This is a genomic window from Blattabacterium sp. (Mastotermes darwiniensis) str. MADAR, assembly GCF_000233435.1.
Lineage (GTDB): Bacteria > Bacteroidota > Bacteroidia > Flavobacteriales > Blattabacteriaceae > Blattabacterium.
Window position 1 is genome coordinate 502062 of record NC_016146.1, and the last position, 14785, is coordinate 516846.

Annotated in this window: 14 protein-coding genes and 1 tRNA gene; 10 read left to right on the plus strand and 5 right to left on the minus strand. The window is 26.9% G+C overall.

The features are described from left to right. The first annotated feature begins 12 nt into the window (after positions 1 to 12). From MADAR_RS02475 to MADAR_RS02490, 4 genes are read left to right on the plus strand one after another with little or no spacing between them, the layout of a single operon-like run. Positions 13 to 1518: a GH3 auxin-responsive promoter family protein gene (locus MADAR_RS02475; RefSeq protein ID WP_014158950.1), complete on the plus strand. Its 1506-nt coding sequence runs from the start codon at positions 13 to 15 to the stop codon at positions 1516 to 1518. Between the two features lie 8 nt (positions 1519 to 1526). Beyond that, a complete protein-coding gene (rpsO, locus tag MADAR_RS02480; RefSeq protein ID WP_014158951.1) occupies positions 1527 to 1796 on the plus strand; it encodes a 30S ribosomal protein S15 in 270 nt (89 codons plus the stop codon). 48 nt (positions 1797 to 1844) lie between these two features. Then, entirely contained in the window at positions 1845 to 3989 is a 2145-nt protein-coding gene (locus MADAR_RS02485) for a polyribonucleotide nucleotidyltransferase (protein WP_014158952.1), read from the plus strand. A 12-nt stretch (positions 3990 to 4001) separates the two neighbouring features. Next, positions 4002 to 4865 carry an RNA polymerase sigma factor RpoD/SigA gene (locus tag MADAR_RS02490; RefSeq protein ID WP_014158953.1) on the plus strand — a complete coding sequence of 288 codons (864 nt, stop codon included), beginning with the start codon at positions 4002 to 4004 and terminating at the stop codon, positions 4863 to 4865. A gap of 7 nt (positions 4866 to 4872) precedes the next feature. Here MADAR_RS02490 and MADAR_RS02495 read toward each other — a convergent pair. The 3 genes from MADAR_RS02495 to MADAR_RS02505 all read right to left on the minus strand — a co-directional run bounded on the left by MADAR_RS02495 (position 4873) and on the right by MADAR_RS02505 (position 6229). Beyond that, positions 4873 to 4946 (minus strand) — tRNA-Arg (locus MADAR_RS02495). 10 nt (positions 4947 to 4956) lie between these two features. Then, entirely contained in the window at positions 4957 to 5709 is a 753-nt protein-coding gene (gene tpiA / locus MADAR_RS02500) for a triose-phosphate isomerase (RefSeq protein WP_014158954.1), read from the minus strand. A 34-nt stretch (positions 5710 to 5743) separates the two neighbouring features. Beyond that, positions 5744 to 6229: a DUF1599 domain-containing protein gene (locus MADAR_RS02505; RefSeq protein WP_014158955.1), complete on the minus strand. Its 486-nt coding sequence runs from the start codon at positions 6227 to 6229 to the stop codon at positions 5744 to 5746. A 41-nt stretch (positions 6230 to 6270) separates the two neighbouring features. Here MADAR_RS02505 and folP point away from each other — a divergent pair, with 41 nt between their 5' ends. The 5 genes from folP to MADAR_RS02530 are packed head-to-tail and all read left to right on the plus strand — an operon-like array spanning position 6271 to position 11442. Further along, entirely contained in the window at positions 6271 to 7101 is an 831-nt protein-coding gene (folP, locus tag MADAR_RS02510; RefSeq protein ID WP_014158956.1) for a dihydropteroate synthase, read from the plus strand. Between the two features lie 26 nt (positions 7102 to 7127). Then, positions 7128 to 7901 (plus strand): diadenylate cyclase, encoded by a 774-nt coding sequence (locus MADAR_RS02515; RefSeq protein ID WP_193345628.1) that lies wholly within the window; start codon positions 7128 to 7130, stop codon positions 7899 to 7901. A gap of 11 nt (positions 7902 to 7912) precedes the next feature. Beyond that, entirely contained in the window at positions 7913 to 9211 is a 1299-nt protein-coding gene (murF, locus tag MADAR_RS02520; protein WP_014158958.1) for a UDP-N-acetylmuramoyl-tripeptide--D-alanyl-D-alanine ligase, read from the plus strand. Between the two features lie 53 nt (positions 9212 to 9264). Next, positions 9265 to 10269, plus strand: coding sequence for a pyruvate dehydrogenase (acetyl-transferring) E1 component subunit alpha (gene pdhA / locus MADAR_RS02525; protein ID WP_014158959.1), 1005 nt, complete (start codon positions 9265 to 9267; stop codon positions 10267 to 10269). A gap of 45 nt (positions 10270 to 10314) precedes the next feature. Next, entirely contained in the window at positions 10315 to 11442 is a 1128-nt protein-coding gene (locus MADAR_RS02530; RefSeq protein WP_014158960.1) for a dihydrolipoamide acetyltransferase family protein, read from the plus strand. Here MADAR_RS02530 and MADAR_RS02535 read toward each other — a convergent pair. Continuing rightward, positions 11434 to 12150, minus strand: coding sequence for a DUF475 domain-containing protein (locus MADAR_RS02535; RefSeq protein WP_014158961.1), 717 nt, complete (start codon positions 12148 to 12150; stop codon positions 11434 to 11436). The two genes, MADAR_RS02530 and MADAR_RS02535, sit on opposite strands and share 9 nt — an antisense overlap. A 6-nt stretch (positions 12151 to 12156) precedes the next feature. After that, positions 12157 to 13998 (minus strand): ABC transporter ATP-binding protein, encoded by a 1842-nt coding sequence (locus MADAR_RS02540; protein ID WP_014158962.1) that lies wholly within the window; start codon positions 13996 to 13998, stop codon positions 12157 to 12159. A 218-nt stretch (positions 13999 to 14216) separates the two neighbouring features. On the opposite strand from MADAR_RS02540, the gene MADAR_RS03075 reads away from it, so the two are divergent. Further along, positions 14217 to 14660, plus strand: a complete 444-nt coding sequence (locus tag MADAR_RS03075) for a hypothetical protein (RefSeq protein ID WP_041178003.1) — start codon at positions 14217 to 14219, stop codon at positions 14658 to 14660. Positions 14661 to 14785: the final 125 nt, after the last annotated feature.

Sequence of the window (14785 nt, forward strand, 5' to 3'; positions counted from 1 at the left end):
TTTTTCATTTCCATGAAGTATTTGTCTGGATATTTAACCTCTTTTTTTATAAAAAAAAGAATAAAAAAAATAGAATACATCATACAAAATCCAATAGACATACAACATCAACTAATACATAAAATGATTGTTTATGCAAGAGATACAGAATTTGGAAAAAAGTATGGATTTAAAGACATAAAAAAATATAAGCAATTTTCTGAAAGAATTCCTATATGTAATTATATGGATTTAAAACCTCTCATTGGAAGAATTCGTAGAGGAGAAAAGAATGTTTTATGGCCTGGAAAAGTAAAATGGTTTGCTAAATCCTCTGGAACTACGAATACAAGAAGTAAATATATTCCTGTAACCTTATTTTCCATGCATGATTGTCATTATAAAGCAGGAAAAGATATGCTATCTATATATATTCATAATCATCCAAAAACAAAAATATTTTTTGGAAAAGCTCTCCGTTTAGGAGGAAGTCACAAGTTATGCAGGAATTATAACACTTTTTATGGAGATTTATCTTCCATTTTAATAAAAAATCTTCCGTTTTGGGCAGAATATATTAGTATTCCTAGAAAAAAAATAGCTTTAATGAGTGAATGGGAGAAAAAATTAGAAACTATCGTTAAAGAAACCGGACACAAAGATGTTCGTATTCTATTAGGAGTATGTTCTTGGCTTTTAATATTTTTAAATCGATTATTGAGCGAGTTTCATAAAAGAAAAATCAACGAAATATGGCCTAATTTAGAAGTTATATTTCATGGAGGAGTAAGCTTTAAACCTTATATCAAACAATATAATGAATTATTCAATCAACATATAAATTATTATAATGTCTACAGTGCTTCCGAAGGATTTTTTGCAGTGCAAGATCAAAGAAATGTTGAAGATCTTTTACTGTTATTGGATCATGGAATTTTTTACGAATTTATTCCTATGGAATTATTCCATAATTCATATAAAAAAGTTATTCCTATTGAAGAGGTAGAATTAAATAAAAACTATGCTTTAGTCGTTTCTACAAATGCTGGATTATGGAGATACATAGTTGGAGACACTATTAGATTTACCAGCTTATCTCCATATAGAATATCTATTTCCGGAAGAACAAATCATTATATCAATTCTTTTGGAGAAGAATTAATCATGGAAAATGCAGAAATAGCTTTGAACAGAACTTGTATGAAAACAAATTCTATCATTCGTGAATATACGGCAGGACCTATCTACATAAAAAAAAAAAATTCTGGAGCTCATGAGTGGATTATAGAATTTAAAAAAAATCCAAAAAATTTATCTCATTTTCGGGATACTTTAGATAATGAATTAAAATCTTTGAATTCGGATTATGAAATAAAACGATATAAAAATATAGTTTTACGTCCTCCTGTAATCCATGTAGCCAGAAAGGATTTGTTTTACGATTGGTTAAAAATGCATAGAAAATTAGGAGGTCAAAATAAAGTTCCTCGTTTATCCAATGATAGAAAATATATAGATTCTTTGCTTAAAATAAAATAAATAATATTATGTATTTGACTGCAGAAAAAAAAAAAGAAATATTCCAAACGTATGGTGGCTCCATTTTGGATACAGGATCTTCAAAATCTCAAATAGCTTTATTTACCTATAGAATAAATCATTTAAGCCAACATCTAAAAAATAATAGAAAAGATTTTAATACAGAAAGATCACTGGTAAAATTGGTGGAAAAGAGAAAAAAACTTCTTAAATATATAGAAAAAAAAGATACAAACAGTTATAAAAAGTTTATAAAAATGCTAGGGTTAAGAAAATAAATCTATCACATAAATAATTTCTTTTCCAATAAAAAAAATACAACTAATATGTCAGATACAGTAAAGGAAATTATATCTTTAGAAGATGGACGTACTATTGTTATAGAAACAGGACAATTAGCTAAACAAGCAGATGGATCTGCTATAGTACGTGTAGAAAATACAACATTATTAGCTACTGTAGTAGTATCCAAAGAAATAAAGAGTGGAATTAACTTTTTACCATTAACAGTAGATTATAGAGAAAAATATTCCGCTGGAGGTAAAATACCTGGAGGATTCATAAAAAGAGAAGGAAGACCTTCTGATGAAGAAATTTTGACAATGAGATTAGTGGATCGTGTTTTAAGACCTACTTTTTCAGAATATTTTCGAAAAGAAATACAAATCATGATTTCCCTTTTATCTTATGATCAAACAGTTTTACCAGATGGATTAGCTGGTTTGGCTGCCTCTACAGCTTTATCTGTAGCGGGAATTCCATTTAATGGACCAATATCAGAAATCCGTATTGTACGGGTAAATGGAAGATTCATCATAAATCCCAGTTTAGATCAATTGGAACAATCGGATATAGATTTAATAGTAGGAGCTTCTATAAATTCTATTCTTATGATAGAAGGAGAAATGAAAGAAATCACAGAAAGTGAGTTTATTAATGCTATTGCCATAGCTCATAAAGCTATAAAACCTCAAATAAAAGCACAAATACAATTGGTAAAGAAACTTCCAAATCGATTGTCTTTTTTTGAAAATAACAATATAATAGCCGATTCTTCTTTGGAACAAGAGAATATGAAAAAAAAACTTTTCTCTTTTTCTTATGAAAAGACTTATAAAGTCTATAAAAATTTTTTGGACAAAACCACTAGATCCATTCAGGAAAATACAATATTAAATAATTTTAAACAAAAATTATCCATAGAGGAAAGAGAAAAGAATGAAATTCTTATAAATCAATGTTATGAAGAAATAAAAAAAAAAATAACAAGACATATGATTTTAGAAGAAGGAATTAGACTGGATGGAAGAAATAATAAACAAATACGTACCATATATAGTATAGTGGATTATCTTCCTGGAGTTCATGGTTCTGCTTTATTCTCTAGAGGAGAAACTCAATCGTTAACTACAGTGACCTTAGGATCATCTTTGGATGCTAATAGAATAGACAATGTTATAATGGAAAACCAAGAAAAATTTTATCTACATTATAATTTTCCTCCTTTTTCAACAGGAGAAATACGTCCAATTAGAGGAGTATCTCGACGAGAAATAGGTCATGGAAATTTAGCACAACGTGCATTAAAAAATGTTATTCCTGAGACTCCATATACAATTCGTGTAGTTTCGGATATTCTAGAATCTAATGGTTCTTCTTCTATGGCTACAGTTTGTGCAGCAAGTTTAGCATTAATGGATGCAGGAATTGCTCTTGAAAAACCTGTTTCCGGTATTTCTATGGGGTTATTCATCAATAAAAAAAAAACAGTTATTCTTTCTGATATTATGGGATGTGAAGATAGTTTTGGAGAACTTGATTTTAAAATAACAGGGACGAAATATGGAATTACAGCTTGTCAAATGGACGTTAAAACAATACGAGAATTTTCCTATGATCTTTTCAAGAAAATTTTAATGCAAGCTTTAGAAGGTCGTATGTTTATTTTAAAAAAAATGCTAGAAACTCTGCCTATATATAGAAAAAAATTGAAACCTAATGCTCCTAAAATATACACTTTGAATATTCCAAAAAATTTTATAGGTTCTGTCATTGGTCCTGGAGGAAAAGTCATTCAAGAAATACAATCTTGTACCAAAACAAGTATACTAATTGAGGAAAAAGGGAATATGGGTTATATTGAAATTATAGGAAAGGATTATAAAAAAATGGATGAGGCAATTAATAGAATTAAAGAAATAACTTTTGTCCCTGAACTTGGAAAAGTTTATAAAGCTAAAGTTAAATCTATAAAAGATTTTGGTGCTTTTGTTGAAATATCTAAAGGAGTGGAAGGTTTGTTGCATATTTCTGAAATAGGATGGAAAAGATTAAACAATATAGAAGAGGAATTCCATATTGGAGATATCATTGATGTAAAATTTATGGGAATAGATGATAGAAATAAAAAAATGAAACTTTCTAGAAAAGTACTTTTACCTCGTCCTAAAAAAAAAATGATCAATAAATAAAATAAAACAAACATGAGACAACTTAAAATAACCAAACAAGTTACAAATCGTGAATCTGAGTCTTTGGACAAATATCTTCATGAAATAGGTAAAATTCCATTATTAACTCCAGAAGAAGAAGTAGAATATGCTAGAAAAGCAAGAGAAGGAGATAATACGGCTGTAGATAAACTTGTTAATGCTAATTTACGTTTTGTTGTTTCTGTTGCCAAACAATATCAAAATCAAGGATTGAGTTTATGTGATTTAATCAATGAAGGAAATCTAGGTTTGATAAAAGGAATACTTCGTTTCGATGAAACAAGAGGTTTTAAATGTATTTCTTATGTGGTATGGTGGATCCGACAAGCTATTTTGCAGGCTATAGCAGAACAATCTCGTTCTATTCGTCAGCCTACAAATAAATTGGCTTTATTGAACAAAATACTTAAAACTCTTGCCCAATTAGAACAAGAACTTCAAAGAACTCCTTCTTCAAGAGAAATAGCAGAACATTTAGATATGAATGAAAAAGACGTGGAGGAGTCTATAAAGAATTCAGGAAAACATGTTTCTATGGATGCTCCTTTAATAGAAGGAGAGGATTCTAATCTCTACGATTTAGTAAGATCTGAAGAATCTCCTCGTCCAGATGAACACTTAGAAAAGGAATCTCTTCGTAAAGATATCAAAAGAATTTTGGGAACTTTGAGTGAAAGAGAACGTCGTGTTATTATTTTACATTTTGGATTAAATGGGTCACCACCAATGACCTTGGAAGAAGTAGGACAATCTTGCGATTTAACAAGAGAACGAGTAAGACAAATCGAAAGCATAGCCTTAAAACGATTGAAACATTCTTCTAGAAGTAAAATACTTAAACCTTATTTAGGATAAAAACAGAAGACCTCGAAGGGATTCGAACCCATAACCTTCTGATCCGTAGTCAGATGCTCTATCCAATTAAGCTACGAGGCCTAAAAAAACATTAAGATTGAATAATTCTCATAAATTTTTCTATATTTAGTGAAGAATTTCCAACAAGACCTCCATCTATATCTTTCTGATAAAAAAGAGACTTAGCATTAAGATCATTGATGCTTCCTCCATACAAAATAGATATCTTTCTGGAAATATTTTTTCCATATTTATCCATAAACAAAGAACGAATATATTGATGCATAACCTGAACTACTTCAGGTGTAGCTGTTTTTCCTGTTCCAATAGCCCATATTGGTTCATATGCTATAATGAAAGAACTTATATTTTCTAAAGAAAAATGAAAAATAGTTTCTTCCAATTGATACTTTACGGACAAAAAATGTTCTTTTTTTCTTCTTTCAACTTCTGTTTCTCCAACACAAAAAATAATAATAAATTTATATTTTAATGCAGTTTTAATTTTTTTAATTAAAATATCATTTGTTTCTGAAAAATGTTTCCTACGTTCGCTATGTCCTAATATTACTTTTTGAACTCCTATAGATTTTAACATAGAAGCAGATACTTCTCCTGTATAGGATCCATTTTCCATTTGATGGATATTTTGTGCAGCAATACTTAAAGTACTCCCCTGTAAAATTTGATTTGAAATATGTAAAAAAGGAAAAGATGGTGCAATAATTATTTCTTTTTTGTGATTGATTTCAAAAATAATTTTTAATAAGTTTCTAAGAAAAGAAGTAGTTTCATAGAAATCCTGATTCATTTTCCAATTGGCAATTACAACTTTTTTTCTCATTGTAAGGAAAATTTATTGTAATATAAAAAAAATTTCATTTATTTCTTTCCATATCGTCCTTTAGTAAAATTAAAGTCATATTTAACAGTTTTAAAAGAAATTGTTCCAAACTAATTTCTTCTTTTTTTTGTTTCAAATATAAAATATACTCTAAAATTTTATTTATTGTAAGTTTTTCTCTTTTTACTATTTTTTTATTACTATTAATTTTATTAAATTGTTGATTATAAAGATTTATGACCTTAGGATGAGAAATATTTTCTTCATTATTTATATTTAATTTGATCAATGTAATTACGATATAATTTATCACATCCATATATGTATCTATAATCTTTTCTTCTTCCACTTTTTGACTTCCTCTTTTTTGAATATTGTGTATACGAAATACTTTAATAAAAATTTGATCTATCATAGAACATATTTTTACTACTCTCCACGAAAAATCATAATCTTTTAATTTTTCTTCAAATATTTTTTTACATCTCTTTATGATAAAATCAATTGAAATATGATTCATATACTTTAATTTTATAAACATGAATTAAAAATAGTTCTTTAATGACAATTAATTGTGCAGGTTCTTTATTATATTTTAAGGACCCAAAAATTATGGGAATAGTTAATTTAACTCCGGATTCTTTTTATGATAGAGGAAAATTTAATGATGAATTGAATGTACTAAAACATGTGGAAAATTTATTAAAGGAAGGTTCTGATTTTATAGATGTTGGAGGTTGTTCTACTCGTCCTGGATCGAAACAACCAACGGAAGAAGAAGAAATAAAACGTGTTACACAACCTATTCGGTCTATAATGAAAACATTTCCAAATGCAAAAATATCCATAGATACTTTTCGCAGTGAAGTAGCAAGAATAGCCGTAGAAGAAGGAGCATTAATGATCAATGATATATCTGGAGGTATGCTAGACAAAAAAATGTTTTCTTTATTGGCAAAACTTAAGATTCCATATATATTAAATCATATGAAAGGGACCCCTGAAAATATGCAAAAAAACCCTTATTATAATAATACAATTATAGAAATAAATCATTTTTTTTCTAAGAAAATTTTCTTATTAAAAAAATATGGAATTAACGATATTATTTTAGATCCTGGATTTGGTTTTGGAAAAACAATCCAACAAAATTTCCAATTATTGAAACATTTATCTTTGCTAGGATTTGAGGATCATCTAATTTTAGTAGGGATTTCTAGAAAATCTATGATTCAAAATTTACTTAATATTTCGGCTAAAGAATCGTTAAATGCTACTTCTATCATTCATACTTTAGCTCTTTTAAATGGAATAAAATTATTACGTGTACATGATGTAAAAGAAGCCGTAGAATGTGTGAGACTTATCCAATATTATAGAAAAATTTTATAAATTTTATTTCATCATTGCCATTTTTTTTGAAAATTTATTTCATCGATATTTTAGATTTTTTCCTAGTATCCATTATTTTATTTCAGGTCTATAGACTCGTTTATAAAACTCCTGCTTTAAATATTTTTTACGGTATTATTGCCACTTTTGTTTTTTGGAAAATAGTAGAATCATATGAAATGAAACTCCTTAGTATAGTTATCAGTGTTTTTTTTCAAGGAGGTTTTTTGGCTTTAATTATCGTATTTCAACCAGAAATTAGAAAATTTCTTCTCATAGTTGGGAGCAGAATTTTTTTTAGAAAATTTATTTTTTCTATTTTTGGAAAGTTTGGAAAATCTTCTGAATTTTCTATAGCAACAAAAACTGTAGATAGTATTGTAAATTCCTGTGCTATTCTATCAGGAGATAAAACTGGAGTTTTAATTGTTATTCAATTACATCAAGATATCAAAGAGTTTATCCAAAATGGAGATAAAATGGATGCTAAAGTGAATAGGCCCATTTTAGAAAGTATTTTTTACAAAAATAGTCCATTACATGATGGAGCTGTAGTTATTATCGGAAATAAAATAGTAAGAACAAGGGCCATTCTTCCCGTATCTTATAACAAGGAAATTCCATCTCGTTTAGGTCTTCGTCATAGAGCTGCTATTGGATTATCCGAAAAAACAGATGCAATATGTCTCGTTATTTCTGAAGAAACTGGTTATATATCTTATATTAAGGATCAAAAAAGAACAGTGATTACCAACATTAACAATTTGAGAATGAAACTTGAAAAAGATCTTCTTGTTTAATGATTCTATGGATGACTATACAGAATTTATATGATTTATATACCATTTCTTCCGGGATTGAAATAAATAGTAAAAAAGTAAAAAATGGATCTATTTTTTTTTCCATAAGAGGAAAAAATTTTGATGGAAATCAATTTGCTCATGAAGCTATATCCAATGGAGCAATAATGTCCATAGTAGATAATAGAAAATATTCTTTTACTCATAAAAAAATTCTTTTTGTAAAAGATTCCTTATCTATTTTACAAAAATTAGCTCTATACCATAGAATTAAATTAAAAAATATTCCTATTATTGCTATTACAGGAAGTAATGGAAAAACTACTACCAAAGAATTAACAACAGCTATTCTTTCTAAGAAATATGAAATTGTCCATTCTACTAAAAATAATTTGAACAATCATATCGGAATTCCATTAACCATATTATCTATGTCTAAAAATACACAAATATCAGTTATAGAAATTGGGGCTAGTCATGAGAATGAGGTGGACAATATGTGTTCCATAATTAATCCTGATTATGGATACATCACTAATTTTGGAAAATCTCATTTAGAAGGATTTAAAAATATGAAAGGAGTCATTCGTGGAAAATTGGAATTATATGATTTTTTAAGAAAAAACAAAAAAAAAGTTTTTGTTAATGGAGATGATCCTATACAGTTGATTAATAGTATAGGAATAAACAGATATATTTTTTCGGAAAAAGAGAATTCAGATGTAAGAATTAAATATTTATGGAAGAAAACTTATTTAGAATCTATTTTATGTATGAATGATATGAAAATAGTATCCCCATTAGTGGGAACTTATAACTTATACAATATTGCTTCCTCCATAACTATTGGAAAATATTTTAAAGTCCCTTTAATAAAGATAAAAAAAGCTGTAGAAGAATTTATACCTAAAAATCATCGTTCTCAAATATTAGAAAAAAATCATATAAAAATAATTATGGACTGCTATAATGCTAATCCTAGTAGTATGAGAGAATCTCTTACTTTTTTTAACAATAAACTTCAAGGGAATAAAATAGCTATATTGGGAGATATGTTAGAATTAGGAGTATTTTCTAAAAATGAACATAAAGAAATTATTTTATTTTTAGATAAAAGTAATATCAATAAAATATTTCTTATTGGAGAAATATTTTTCAATACTAATATCAAAACTTCCGATAAAATTGTAAAATTTTTTAATAAAAATAGATTCATTCAATGGATCAATAATAAATCTTTTCAAACAGATTATATACTCATCAAAGGTTCTAGAAAAAATGCCTTAGAGAGTCTGATTCCTTTTTTGTAGATTTATATCTTAAAGATTAAATTTGTAAGGAAGAGAATTTGTGAAATTTTTTTATGAAAAAAATTACCACAAAAACCTACCTCAAGTGGTTTCAAGATATGTATTTCTGGAGAAAATTTGAGGATAAATGCCGTTCCCTATATTTAAAACAAAAAATTAGAGGGTTTTTGCACTTATATAATGGACAAGAAGCACTACCTGCTGGATTAACTCATGCAATGGATTTATCCAAAGATAAAATTATTACGGCTTATAGATGTCATATATTACCTATTTCTATGGGAGTGGATCCAAAAATAGTTATGGCAGAACTTCTAGGAAAAAAAACAGGAACTTCTCATGGAATGGGGGGTTCTATGCATATTTTCAGCAAAAAACATCGTTTTTATGGAGGACATGGAATTGTAGGAGGACAAATTCCATTAGGTGCTGGTATTGCTTTTGCCGATAAATATTTCAATAGAAAAGCAGTAACACTAACACTTATGGGAGATGGAGCTGTGAGACAAGGATCATTACACGAAACTTTTAATATGGCTATGTTATGGAAGTTACCAGTTGTTTTCATTTGCGAAAATAACCAATATGCTATGGGAACATCTGTAAAAAGAAGTACTAATGTAGAAGAAATTTATAAAATTGGACATTCCTATGGAATGCCTTCTTATCCTGTAGATGGAATGGATCCTGAGAAAATAGCTAAAACTGCTTATACTGCTATTGAAAGGGCTAGGAGTGGAAATGGATCTACTTTCTTAGATGTTAAAACTTACAGATATAGAGGTCATTCCATAGCGGATTCTGAATTATATAGAAGTAAAGAGGAAATTATTTCATATAAAAAAAAAGACCCCATTTTAAGGTTAAAAAATATTATTATACAAAATAAATGGGCAACAATAGAAAGGTTAAATTTTATTGAAAATGAAATAAAAAAAGAAGTAGAATCCTGTGTCGAATTTGCGGAAAAATCAGAGTTTCCTTCTTTGAAACAAATGTATAATATTGTTTATCATGAAAATAATTATCCTTTTTTAGATGAATTTAAATCTTCCTAATTTTTTTATATATATTATTATTGTGAAAATAAAAACATTAAAACAATGGCAGAAATAATATACATGCCAAAATTGAGCGACACTATGGAAGAGGGAACTGTAATAAAATGGAATAAAAAAATAGGAGATAAAGTTTCCGAAGGAGATATTTTAGCAGAAATTGAAACGGATAAAGCTATTCAAGATTTTGAAATAGATGTAAGTGGCGTTTTACTTTTTATTGGGGTTAAAGAAGGAGAAAAAACACGTGTTAATGAAATATTAGCCATTCTTGGTGAAGAAGGGGAGGATATAAGTTCCCTCATAAAAAAAAGTTTTTCATTAAAAAAAGAAGAAAAAATTGTTCTTGAAAAAAAAGAAAATAGAGTTTTTATCTCCCCTTTAGCAAAAAAAATGGCAAAAGAAATAGGAATGTCTACTGATAAGATTAAGGGAAGTGGAGATAACAGTCGTATTATTAAAAGAGATATTGAAAAAACATCAGAAAATAATGATCAAATAATTATACTTTCTTCTATCAGAAAAAAAATAGCAGAAAATTTAACACATTCCAAATTTACAGCTCCACACTATTATCTTTTCATAGAAGTAAATACAGAAAAAATGATTCATTTAAGGAAAAACTTAAACGATAAACTTCCTACAGAAGAAAAAATATCTTTTAATGACCTCCTTGTTAAAGCTGTAGCTAAATCTCTAAGAAAACATCCTAATGTGAATACATCGTGGAAAGAAAAAGAAATAATATATCATTCCAATATTAATGTTGGAGTAGCAGTAGCTATAAAAGAAGGGCTAATTGTTCCGGTGATTAAAAATACCGATCAAAAATCATTATTACAAATATCTCAAGAAATAAAAGATAAATCATTACGTTCAAGGTTAAGGAAAATAAAACCAGAAGAAATGGAAAATAGCACGTTTACAGTTTCCAATTTAGGAATGTATGGAATAGAATTCTTTACCTCTATTATTAATCTTCCTAATTCTTCTATTCTATCTATAGGAACTATTATGGAAAAACCAGTGGTTAAAGATTCAAAGATTGAAATAGGACATGTTATGAAATTGACATTATCCTGTGATCATAGAATTATAGATGGATCTACAGGAAGTAATTTTCTTCAATTTTTGAAAAATATGTTAGAAGACCCAATGGGAATATTAGTTTGATTTTTTTTTATTTTTAATCCATAAAATAAAAATTGGAAAAAAAAATAAAGCCATAGCTATAAATGAAAAGATACTTTCCAACGAAGAATATTCTTTTTCGAATTCAAAAAAAATAGACGATATAAGTTTTATTCCAAGTAGGATTACAACAGAAAATGCAGAATCCTTCATAAAGGGATAAATTTCCATTATTTTTACTAATCCTTGAGAAGTAAATCTCATAGTTAAAATACCTATAAAAACGCCTAATAAAATTAATAGAAAATTTTCCGATAAGGAAACAGCCGAAAATATATTATCAATAGAAAAAGCTAAATCCATTATTCCTATAGAGATAAGTACTCTCCAAAAAGAATCTTGAAGTGTTATCTTTTTTTTGAATTTATTTTCATATTTATTCTTTGAAAAAAAATGATTTAATCCAATAAGAATTAAATATAAACCTCCTAATGTTTTTAACCACCAGACTTTAATTAGTATAGAGGAAAATATTAGTACAGTTACTCTCAAAAAATAAGCTCCAAAAATTCCATATTTTAAAGCTCTTTTTCTATCTTTTTTTTTTAGTCCCATAACCATAGATGCTATCATAACCGCATTATCTATGGATAATATGCTTTCTATTAAAAATAGATTTCCTAGAATAGAAATAGAGACTAAAGGTTTTTTTATAAGATCTGTAATAGAATTAAAAATAAATTCCTTCATTATTTTTTAAAAACTTTGCATGGATAGTAAATTACTGTATATTCCTTGTTTTGAAATTAAAACATTGTGTTTTCCTTGTTCTATTATTTTTCCTTTTTCCAATACAATAATATGATCTGCATTTTGTATAATAGTAGAGGATAATCTATGAGCTATGACTAATGAAGTTCTATTTTTCATCATCTTATTTAAAGCTTTTTGAACCATTATTTCTGATTCCGTGTCTAAAGAAGAAGTGGCCTCATCTAAGATCATAATTGGAGGATTTTTTAATACAATTCTAGCTATACTAATTCTTTGTTTTTGTCCCATGGATAATTTATTCCCATTGTATCCAATAATAGTATCATATCCTTTTGGAAGTTTTTGAATGAAACAATGAGCATTTGCTATTTTAGCTGCTTGTATTACAGAATTCATAGAAATCTTTCCTTCTAATCCTAAGGTAATATTATTGATAACTGAATCATTAAAAAGGACTGGTTCTTGCGTTACAATCCCTAGTAACCTTCTATAATCTTTAGTTTTTAAATACTTAATGTTGATTCCATCAATGGTTATTTCTCCAGAGGTAGCCTCATAAAAATTAGCAAGTAAATTAGCAATAGTAGATTTACCACTTCCGGATCTACCTACTAAAGCTATAGTTTTTCCTTTTTTTAAGGAAAAATTTAAATTCTGAATCAATACTAATTGATTGTACTTCAAGGATACATTACGAAATAAAATTTCATTTTTAAAATGAAAAATAGATTTATATCCTGTTTTTTTGTTATTGGAGGAACATTGAGTATTTAATATTTCTACAACACGTTCTGCAGAAGCTTTTCCTTTCTGAATATTGGATATAGAATTCACTAAATTTTTTGCTGGATTAATGATTTGAAAAAATAATCCTACAAAAGAAAAAAGTATTTCAGGATCCATTCCTTTTTTTTCTAGAAAAAGTTTTCCTCCATACCAAATAATTAATATCATAGTGATAGAGCCTAAGAACTCACTAATTGGAGAAGCTAATTCTTTTTTACGATTCACACGTGCAGAAAGTCTTTTTTGACATTCAGATACTTTTTCAAAACGTTTTTGCATCTTATTCTCCGCATTGAATATATTTATAATTTTTGTAGAATTCAAGGTCTCTTCTATGACAGAAAATAATTTACCTAATTGATTTTGAGCCCCTCTTGCATCTTTTTTCAAACTATTTCCTATGATAGAAATCAATGTTCCCATTAATGGTAAAAGAATAAAAGCAAATAAAGTCAACTGATAACTCATAAAAGATAAAGTAAGTAAATGAAAAAAAACCATAATGGGAGAACTAATCATATTGGCTAGAGAATTTACAATAGAAATTTCTATTTCATTTACATCGTTAGACAATCTGGACATTAAGTCTCCATTTTTTTTATCGTAAAAAAAAATTATTGGAAAAGACAATATTTTTCTATGAAAATCATTTCGAATATTTCGTATGATAGAAGTTCTTATACCTATCATAAAATATTCTGCTAAATACCTAAAAACATTTCGAATTAGAAAAAGAAAAATAATGAATATACATAAAATTCCAAGTGTATTTATTTTGCCATACTTATCTGATAAAATCTCTATATAATAATGAAAATATCTTTGAATAAAATTAAATGATCCATCCAATAAATTAAAAAATGTTGTTTTATTTTCTTGTTTTTCCTCAGATATTTCCAATAAAAAACTCAATAGAGGAGAAATAGATATTATAGATATGACAGAAAATAAAGAATGTAAAAAGTTACACGATATATTTAGAATGTAGTAATATTTATAAGGTTTTGAATAAGATAAAATTTTTTCAAGTGCATTCATTTAATTTTCTTAGTCCACTAAAAACAAAGATAATTAGAAAATTTTATTATACTCTAATTTTTATATTTTTGCCATGAAGGGAAGGGTATAAGAAATTTATTTACAATTTTTACAGTTATTATTCTTACATCTATTTGTTTCTATTATATTATTAATTCTTTTATACTTTTATAAATAAAACCCTAAATCTAGGTTTAGATTTAAAAGGAGGAATAAGTATGATTGTAGAAGTATCTGAAAAAAGTCTATTAAAAAAATTTTCTGATAATTATAAAAATACAATTTTTTTAAAATTATTAGAAAAAGCAGATGCAAAAAAAGAAAAAAATACTAATACAGATTATTTTTCTTCCTTTCTCCATTTTTTTTATAAAGAAAAAAAAAAATCTAGGATACATTTTTCTCTTTATGATTTTTTTATCCAAAAAAATCAAGACATAAAGAAACTGAATAATGTGAATAATTCAGATGAAGAAATGGAAAAAATTATTAGAATAAAAATGGAATCATCGATTTATAATACTTGTAATATTCTGAAGTATAGAATAGATAAATTTGGATTGAGTACACCTAACATACAAAGAATTCATAATTTCAATCGAATTCTAATAGAATTATCTGGAACAAAAGATATACAAAAATATTTTACAAAAAAAGGCTGAATTAAACTTTTTTGAAGTATGGAATTTACAAGAAATACTTCCCTATTTTGAAAAAATAAATGAAATTTATTATAAAAATTATTCTTCTTCATTTCCAGAAGTAAAAACATTTGGAAATGAGAATC

Coding starts and splice junctions, on each gene's coding strand:
- MADAR_RS02475 (WP_014158950.1), top strand. CDS start 13: ATGAAGTATTTGTCTGGATATTTAACCTCTTTTTTTATAAAAAAAAGA.
- rpsO (WP_014158951.1), top strand. CDS start 1,527: ATGTATTTGACTGCAGAAAAAAAAAAAGAAATATTCCAAACGTATGGT.
- MADAR_RS02485 (WP_014158952.1), top strand. CDS start 1,845: ATGTCAGATACAGTAAAGGAAATTATATCTTTAGAAGATGGACGTACT.
- MADAR_RS02490 (WP_014158953.1), top strand. CDS start 4,002: ATGAGACAACTTAAAATAACCAAACAAGTTACAAATCGTGAATCTGAG.
- tpiA (WP_014158954.1), bottom strand. CDS start 5,709: ATGAGAAAAAAAGTTGTAATTGCCAATTGGAAAATGAATCAGGATTTC.
- MADAR_RS02505 (WP_014158955.1), bottom strand. CDS start 6,229: ATGAATCATATTTCAATTGATTTTATCATAAAGAGATGTAAAAAAATA.
- folP (WP_014158956.1), top strand. CDS start 6,271: ATGACAATTAATTGTGCAGGTTCTTTATTATATTTTAAGGACCCAAAA.
- murF (WP_014158958.1), top strand. CDS start 7,913: ATGACTATACAGAATTTATATGATTTATATACCATTTCTTCCGGGATT.
- pdhA (WP_014158959.1), top strand. CDS start 9,265: ATGAAAAAAATTACCACAAAAACCTACCTCAAGTGGTTTCAAGATATG.
- MADAR_RS02530 (WP_014158960.1), top strand. CDS start 10,315: ATGGCAGAAATAATATACATGCCAAAATTGAGCGACACTATGGAAGAG.
- MADAR_RS02535 (WP_014158961.1), bottom strand. CDS start 12,150: ATGAAGGAATTTATTTTTAATTCTATTACAGATCTTATAAAAAAACCT.
- MADAR_RS02540 (WP_014158962.1), bottom strand. CDS start 13,998: ATGAATGCACTTGAAAAAATTTTATCTTATTCAAAACCTTATAAATAT.
- MADAR_RS03075 (WP_041178003.1), top strand. CDS start 14,217: ATGATTGTAGAAGTATCTGAAAAAAGTCTATTAAAAAAATTTTCTGAT.